The sequence below is a fragment of the Janthinobacterium sp. HH104 genome (assembly GCF_001758715.1).
Classification (GTDB): Bacteria; Pseudomonadota; Gammaproteobacteria; order Burkholderiales; family Burkholderiaceae_D; genus Janthinobacterium; species Janthinobacterium aestuarii.
This window is the reverse complement of record NZ_LRIB01000040.1, coordinates 69293-75889: the sequence shown is the minus strand read 5'-3', so window position 1 is coordinate 75889 and position 6597 is coordinate 69293. Positions and strand designations below refer to the sequence as shown.

The 6597-nt window shown below is 64.1% G+C and carries 5 protein-coding genes; all 5 read right to left on the bottom strand.

The features are described 5' to 3' along the window. On the bottom strand, nt 1–205 hold a 205-nt coding region (locus tag JAB6_RS18565; protein ID WP_139143436.1), incomplete at its 3' end, for a hypothetical protein. A gap of 135 nt (nt 206–340) precedes the next feature. After that, nucleotides 341–3013 (bottom strand): type VI secretion system ATPase TssH, encoded by a 2673-nt coding sequence (tssH, locus tag JAB6_RS18560; RefSeq protein ID WP_070304026.1) that lies wholly within the window; start codon nt 3011–3013, stop codon nt 341–343. A gap of 45 nt (nt 3014–3058) precedes the next feature. Next, nucleotides 3059–4153 (bottom strand): type VI secretion system baseplate subunit TssG, encoded by a 1095-nt coding sequence (gene tssG, locus JAB6_RS18555; protein ID WP_070304029.1) that lies wholly within the window; start codon nt 4151–4153, stop codon nt 3059–3061. Continuing rightward, a complete protein-coding gene (tssF, locus tag JAB6_RS18550; RefSeq protein ID WP_034752186.1) occupies nt 4117–5961 on the bottom strand; it encodes a type VI secretion system baseplate subunit TssF in 1845 nt (614 codons plus the stop codon). Before tssF ends, tssG begins: the two co-directional genes overlap by 37 nt. Nucleotides 5962–5963: 2 nt before the next feature. Beyond that, complete coding sequence (gene tssE / locus JAB6_RS18545; RefSeq protein WP_070304025.1) at nt 5964–6452, bottom strand: type VI secretion system baseplate subunit TssE; 489 nt, start codon at nt 6450–6452, stop codon at nt 5964–5966. Nucleotides 6453–6597 lie beyond the last annotated feature (145 nt).

Sequence of the window (6597 nt, the reverse complement as noted above, 5' to 3'; positions counted from 1 at the left end):
GCAGCGACGCCAGCGCCACATGGGCGCTGGTGGACAAGGCGATGATGTCGCGCGCACCGACCTCCTGCAGCCGCTCGTCGGCGGCAAAGGCTTCGACCAGCAAGCCGCTGTCCGCGTCCTCGCCGTAGGTCAACTCGTACAGCCGCGTGGCGCTCGTGAAAGCAGCCAGCGCGTCAGCAATCTTGTCGGTCGAGGTGGATGACATGCGCTTCCCGTCAGTCGTTTACCAGATTTTGCATATTTAGCAATTATTGTGGCGAGGAATTTATGTCGCCGGAGCGCGATTGAAACCGGGTGAACAGATTGCGCCCCTCCTCTCCACGTCCCATGGCGGCAGTGCCTACTTGATGGTGTACTTGAACTGCCCCTGCTTGCTGGCGCTGACCTTGATTTTCGTAATCGCTGCGCCTTCGGCCATCTTGGCCAGCACCGACTCGGCGATCTCGGGCAGCACCGTGCCGTTGAGGATATTGTCGACATTGCGCGCGCCCGAATCGACTTCGGTGCAGCGCGCCAGCACGGCCTCGACCAGCGCCTCGTCGTGGCTGAATTCGGCCTTGTGATTGGCCGCGATGCGCTGGGCGATCTTGCCCAGTTTCAGGCCGATGATATTGACCAGCACGTCGTCCGAGATCGGATAGAACGGGATCACTTTCAAGCGTCCCAAAAAGGCCGGCTTGAAGGTTTTCATCAGTTGCGGGCGAAGCTTTTCCTCCAGCTGCTCCGGCGTCGGCAGGTCTGGCGCCGCCACATTCAGGCAGGCCTGCATCAGGATGCTCGAGCCGACGTTCGAGGTGAGAATGATGATGGTGTTTTTAAAGTCGATCTCGCGCCCTTCGGCATCCTCCATCACGCCCTTGTCGAAGACCTGGAAGAACAGCTCGAGCACGTCCGGGTGGGCTTTTTCCACTTCGTCGAGCAGCACCACGCTGTAAGGGTTGCGCCGCACGGCCTCGGTCAGCACGCCGCCTTCGCCATAGCCGACATAGCCGGGCGGCGAGCCTTTCAGGCCTGACACGCTGTGCGCTTCCTGGTATTCGCTCATGTTGATGGTGATCAGCTTGCGTTCGCCGCCATACAGCACATCGGCCAGCGCCAGCGCCGTTTCCGTCTTGCCCACGCCGGACGGGCCGACGAACAGGAACACGCCCTTCGGCTTGTTCGGATCGTCCAGGTTGGCGCGCGAGGTACGCACGCGCTGCGCCACCGCTTCGATCGCATGCGACTGGCCCAGCACGCGCTCTTCCAGCATGTCCTTCAGTTTGAGCACCGTACGGATTTCATCCTTGACCATTTTTCCCAGCGGGATGCCGGTCCAGCCGGCGACGATTTCCGCCACCACGTGGCCGTCGACCTGCACCGGCACCATCGGTGTTTCGCCCTGCAGCGCGCGCAAGTCCTTGAGCAGGGCCTGCAGATCGCCGGCCTGGCTGGCGTCCGGTTTGACGCCGGCGCTTTCCAGGTCCTGGCGCGCCGCCCTGACTTTTCCGGTCAGCGTCTTTTCGTTTTCCCAGCGCGCGGCCAGCGCCGCATGCTCGCCGGCGGCGCTGCTGCGCTGCTCACGCAAGTCTTTCAGACGCACCGGGTGGTTGCCGCCGCTCTTTTCCTCGCGCTCGAGCGTGGCGACTTCGGCGTCGATGCGGTCGAGCTTTTTGACCAGGTTTTCCAGCAGGGCCGGCGTCGCGTTCTGGCCCAGCGCCACCTTGGCGCAGGCCGTATCGAGCACGCTGATGGCCTTGTCGGGCAGCTGGCGCCCCATGATGTAGCGGTGCGACAGCCGTACCGCTTCGGTGATGGCTTCGTCATAGATGCGCACATTGAAATGCTTTTCCATCAGCGGTGCCATGCCGCGCAACATGGCGCAGGCCAGTTCCTCGCTCGGCTCCTCGATCTTGACGACCTGGAAGCGGCGCGCCAGCGCGGCGTCCTTTTCAAAATACTTCTTGTATTCACCCCAGGTGGTGGCGGCAATCGTGCGCAGCTCGCCGCGCGCCAATGCCGGCTTGAGCAGGTTGGCCGCGTCGTTCTGGCCGGCCGTGCCGCCGGCGCCGATCATGGTGTGCGCTTCGTCGATGAACAGGATGATGGCGTGCGGGCTTTTCTTGACTTCGTCGATGACGTTTTTCAGGCGGTTCTCGAACTCGCCCTTGACGCTGGCGCCGGCCTGCAGCAGGCCCATGTCCAGCGTATGGATCTCGACGCCCTTCAATACATCGGGCACGTCGTCCAGCGCGATGCGCAGGGCCAGCCCTTCGACCACGGCCGTCTTGCCCACGCCCGCCTCGCCCGTCAGGATCGGGTTGTTCTGGCGCCGCCGCATCAGGATATCGATGGCCTGGCGGATCTCCGCATCGCGGCCGATCACCGGATCGACCTTGCCGTCGCGCGCGCGCGCCGTCAGGTTGGTGGTGAACTGGTCCAGCGCCGGGGTTTTCGACGCGGCCGCGCGCCCTGCCAGTTCGCCGACGGGGTCTCCTCCTCCCTCGCCGCCCTCGCCAGCCTCGCCATCGGCAGCCGAAGCGCCTGCCGCCTCCTGCGAGCCTTGCGTGATCTTGTCGAGGTTATGCTTCAAGTCGTCGAGCTTGAATTTATTGAACAGTTTCGAGCCCCGGTAAGCCAGCTGCGCCAATTCAGGGTCGGTCAGCAGCGCCTGCAGCAGATGCGCACTGCGGATGCTGGCCTGGCGGCCCGCCTGCACGTCGAGCGACGCGATCAGCCAGGCGTTTTCAAACAGCTTCGGCAGCCGGGGCGAAAACACGGGGGTGCGCGCATTGCCGGTCTGCAGGCGCGCCACTTCGGCCTGCAAGTCCGCTTCGAGCATGCTGACGCTGATGCCGCTGTGGCGGGCGATCAGCGCAAAGTCGCTGGCCGGCTGTTCCAGCAGGGCCAGGAACAGGTGTTCCAGGTCGACCTCGTATTGTCCGAGGCCGACGCAGATGCCGGCGGCGCGGGTGGCGGCGGTACGGCTGGTGTCATTGAGCTTGCTGATCAGCGTCTTGAGGTTGATGCTCATGGGGCAAAGGTCCTTGTGTGGAAACGGATAAAAAAGAAAGATGGTTCATGCCAGCGTATGCAATTCGTAGCGCACGTCGCCACGGTCCTGCGCGGCGCCGGCGGTGATCAGGAAACTGTCCCAGCCCAGCCGCCCGCCGCTGCGCGGCTGCTCCAGGGTGACGCCATGCACATCCTCGGCGCGCAGCACCAGCTGCACTTCGTATTCGAGGCACAGGCCGGTAAACATGGTGAGCATTTTTTCCAGCGCGCGCGCGGCCGCCCCGCCCGGCAAAAAGGCGTCAAAATGGGTGCGCGCCAGCGGCCCGACCACCAGGCGCATGCGCAAATCGCGCTGCCAGACGCGCGCGCCGACCAGCGCCGTCGAACCCAGCATCGCGTTCATGCCACCGAGGCTGCTTTGCTGGTCGCGCGGCACGTCGTACCAGCAGCCGACAAACTGGGTCACCTTGATGCTCTGGCCGAAATACGCGGACAATACCTGGCCGATCGCCACCGCCGATGGCGGCCGGTGCCGCATGGCCGCGACAAAAAATCCCACCGACTCGTCGAGGACGCCATCGCCATCGTCGTACAGGCGCTGGCACAGCGACGCATGGCCCAGCCCCGCCAGCGACAGCAGCAGCGGCAGGAACTTGTCCCTGCCATCGAGCTGGTATTTGAGTTCCAGGCGGTACTTGCGCCACGCTTCGTAGAACAGCGCCAGCGCGCGGCTGGAAAAAGTGTCGAGAAAAGCACGCGGTCCTTCGTCCTTTTCGTACAGCTGGTGCGCGGCGATGCGTTCCGTGTAATGGGCGGGCAGCGCGCCGGCCACACCGAGAAAGCCCATGAAGGCCGGCGTGATGCGCACGTATTTCAGTCCGCCGCCCCGCACGGCTTCGCCCAGCGCACGCATGTCGGCCGCCAGGGCGCCCAGCTCGCGCGGTTCGGCCTGCACGGCTTCAAGCTGGCTGGGCGCGAAATTGAGCGACACCGAATTTTGAAAGCGCAGGTAGTTGGCCACCGCGCCCTCGCGCGCCATGCCGTTGCGAACCAGCCAGATTTCGAGCATGCGCACCGCCTGGAAGTACTGGAAGCGGTAAGGCTCGGCGAACAGGCGCTCGATTACACTAGGCTCAAATCGCCGCTGCGTGGTTTGCATCGCAACAACTCCTCTCCCGATTTTTTCGACAGCACCACCAGTTGCGTGAAACTGTTGGCATGCACGTACAGGCCGAGAAAACACTCGACGATATGGGCAAACGCATGGATGCCGCTGCCCACGAAAGCTTCCTCGTCGAGCGTCAGCCGCACTTCCAGGCCGCGCACCAGACAGGCGAAGGGATTGCCGGGCAGCCAGGCGTTGGCCGCCTTGTGGTCGATCGCGGCAATGCCGCTGATCTGCCGTTGCGAGGCCGCCGAGCGGGGCAAGTCATACAGGGTCAGCATCTCCTGGAACGCTTCCAGGCCGCTGCCCGACAGCGACAGATGGTTCAGCGACAGGTGCGAGATCAGGCGCCAGTGCGCGCCGCGGCCCCGCTCGAAGCGGTGCGACTCCGTCGGTTTGCGCAGGAAGTGGATGCTGCGCACGCTCGATCCGCCTTCTAGGAACAGGTCGCCGCCGCGCAGGCCATAGGTGAGTTGCGCCGGCAAGTCGCGGTTGGTGCAGCTCAACTCGAGGCTCAGGGTATCGGTTTCGATCGCGGCCGGGTCGAAATCGATGTCGACGATGGAAATCTCGGTCTCGTAGCCGGGGCTTTTTTCGCTGACGGTGTCATCGCGCCGCATCACCCAGTAATGCCCGTCCTTGGCCGGCATCTGGCCGTGGCGCAGCGAATAGAACGGGCGAAATTCGGTGATCGACTCCCCTTGCGGCGTCTGGCGCACCAGCTTGACCGATTCGATGGCCTGCACCTCGAAGGCATAGGCGCGGCGCGCATCGGCCAGCACCGGATAGCTGGCGGCCGTGTGCGTCAGCCGGATCGGCTCGCCGCGCTGGCGGAACAGGTTGACCACCGGCGTGCAGCCCAGCAGCAGGTTATTGGTCGTCATGGTGCCCAGCATGCGCGCCGTATTCGAATCGGTGCGCAGGCCGGCCAGGGCCAGGTGCAAGGTGATGCGCCTGCAGCCGGACGGCAGCGGCGCGCACAGCGCGGCCAGGTCGATGTCGAAAAAATTGAATTTTTCGGGAAAGCAGAAATATTCGGTCAGCAGCCGGTAGGCCGGATGCGAACGGGCCGAAAACGGGATCAGCGCATCGTCCTCGGCATAGCCGGCGGTGCTGACGGGAAGCTGCGCCAGCGCGTTCCAGCGGCCGCCGTCGTCCGCTTCCACATAGGCCTTGACCGTGCGCATGAACAGCGCGTCGCGCAGCGCCGCGCAAAACGACGGTTCGCCGTCGATGAACACGCGCAGCTTTTTGACGCCCAGTTGCGCCAGGCTGATCTGATCGGCGGTCGCTTCGAGGACGATGCTGACGCTGGAAGTGGCGTTTGGCGGCAGTTGCACCTGCTCGGGCGCGTCGATGATGGCGGCAAACGCCGCATGCGTCAGCGCCAGCGGCGCCACGGTGACCGGATACGCGGTGCGGAAGGTGCATGCGACGCCCTTGACGGGGCGTGTCGCCAGCTCGGTGCCGCGCGCGATCTCGGTGGCGGCCGTCAGCTGCGCCGCCGCGCCGCTGTAGTCGAGGCGCGCGATCGAGCACGAAGGAAATGGCCGCAGGTAATGCGGATACAGTACCTCGAACAGCGCCTCGGTAAATTCCGGGTAGTCGTCATCGAGGCGTTTCGAGATGCGCGAATTGAGCAGCGCGAAGGACTGGATCATGCGCTCGATATGCGGGTCTTCGCAGACTTCGCCGCCGATCAGCAGCCGTCCCGCGATCTTCGGGTAGCGCTCGGAAAACTCGCGCGAATAGCGGCGCAGGAAACCCAGTTCACGTTCGTAGTACGGCAATAATTCTTCCAAGTTCAGGCTCCTTGCGCCGTACGGCGCGCCTTGCTGATCGTGTAATGCAGGCTGGACGGCTGCAGGATGGCGTCGAAGTTGACAGGTTCCTGGGCCGAGTGCACCACCAGTAGCGCGGTGATGGCGAAATTGAGGCGGTTGATCGAGCCTTCCTGGATTTCCAGCGAAGCGCGCACGCTGCGCAGGCGCGGTTCATGGCGCGCGATGGCTTTTTCCAGGCACTGGCAGATATACGCGCGGTCGTCGGAACTCGACAAGCTCAGGCCGGCGAAATCATTGAGGCCGTAGGTGACGATCGAACGGCCGCATTCGGGAAATTTTGTCAGCAGCGCCTCCGGTATCACGGTGCGCGTGTTGAGCAGCGCCTCCAGGTCGCGTGCCACGGTATCTTTCAAATCCTCCAGCGACAGGCGCGAGACGGTGCTACTGGAAGCGCCCTGGACGGGCGTGTCCATCAGGCGGTCGAACAACCCCGGCGTAAAACCCTTCATCGGTATCCTGTCGTTGGCGGTGGGAAGGAACAAAAGGGCGGCCTGCGGCGGCCCTTTGATTCAGAAGCATCAGTCACGCAGGCACAAGCCGGAGTCACCGTCGGCGGCTAGCCGGAACGGCGTCATCCGGCAAGGGCCGTTGTCG

Coding starts and splice junctions, on each gene's coding strand:
- tssE (WP_070304025.1), bottom strand. CDS start 6,452: ATGAAGGGTTTTACGCCGGGGTTGTTCGACCGCCTGATGGACACGCCC.
- tssH (WP_070304026.1), bottom strand. CDS start 3,013: ATGAGCATCAACCTCAAGACGCTGATCAGCAAGCTCAATGACACCAGC.
- tssG (WP_070304029.1), bottom strand. CDS start 4,153: ATGCAAACCACGCAGCGGCGATTTGAGCCTAGTGTAATCGAGCGCCTG.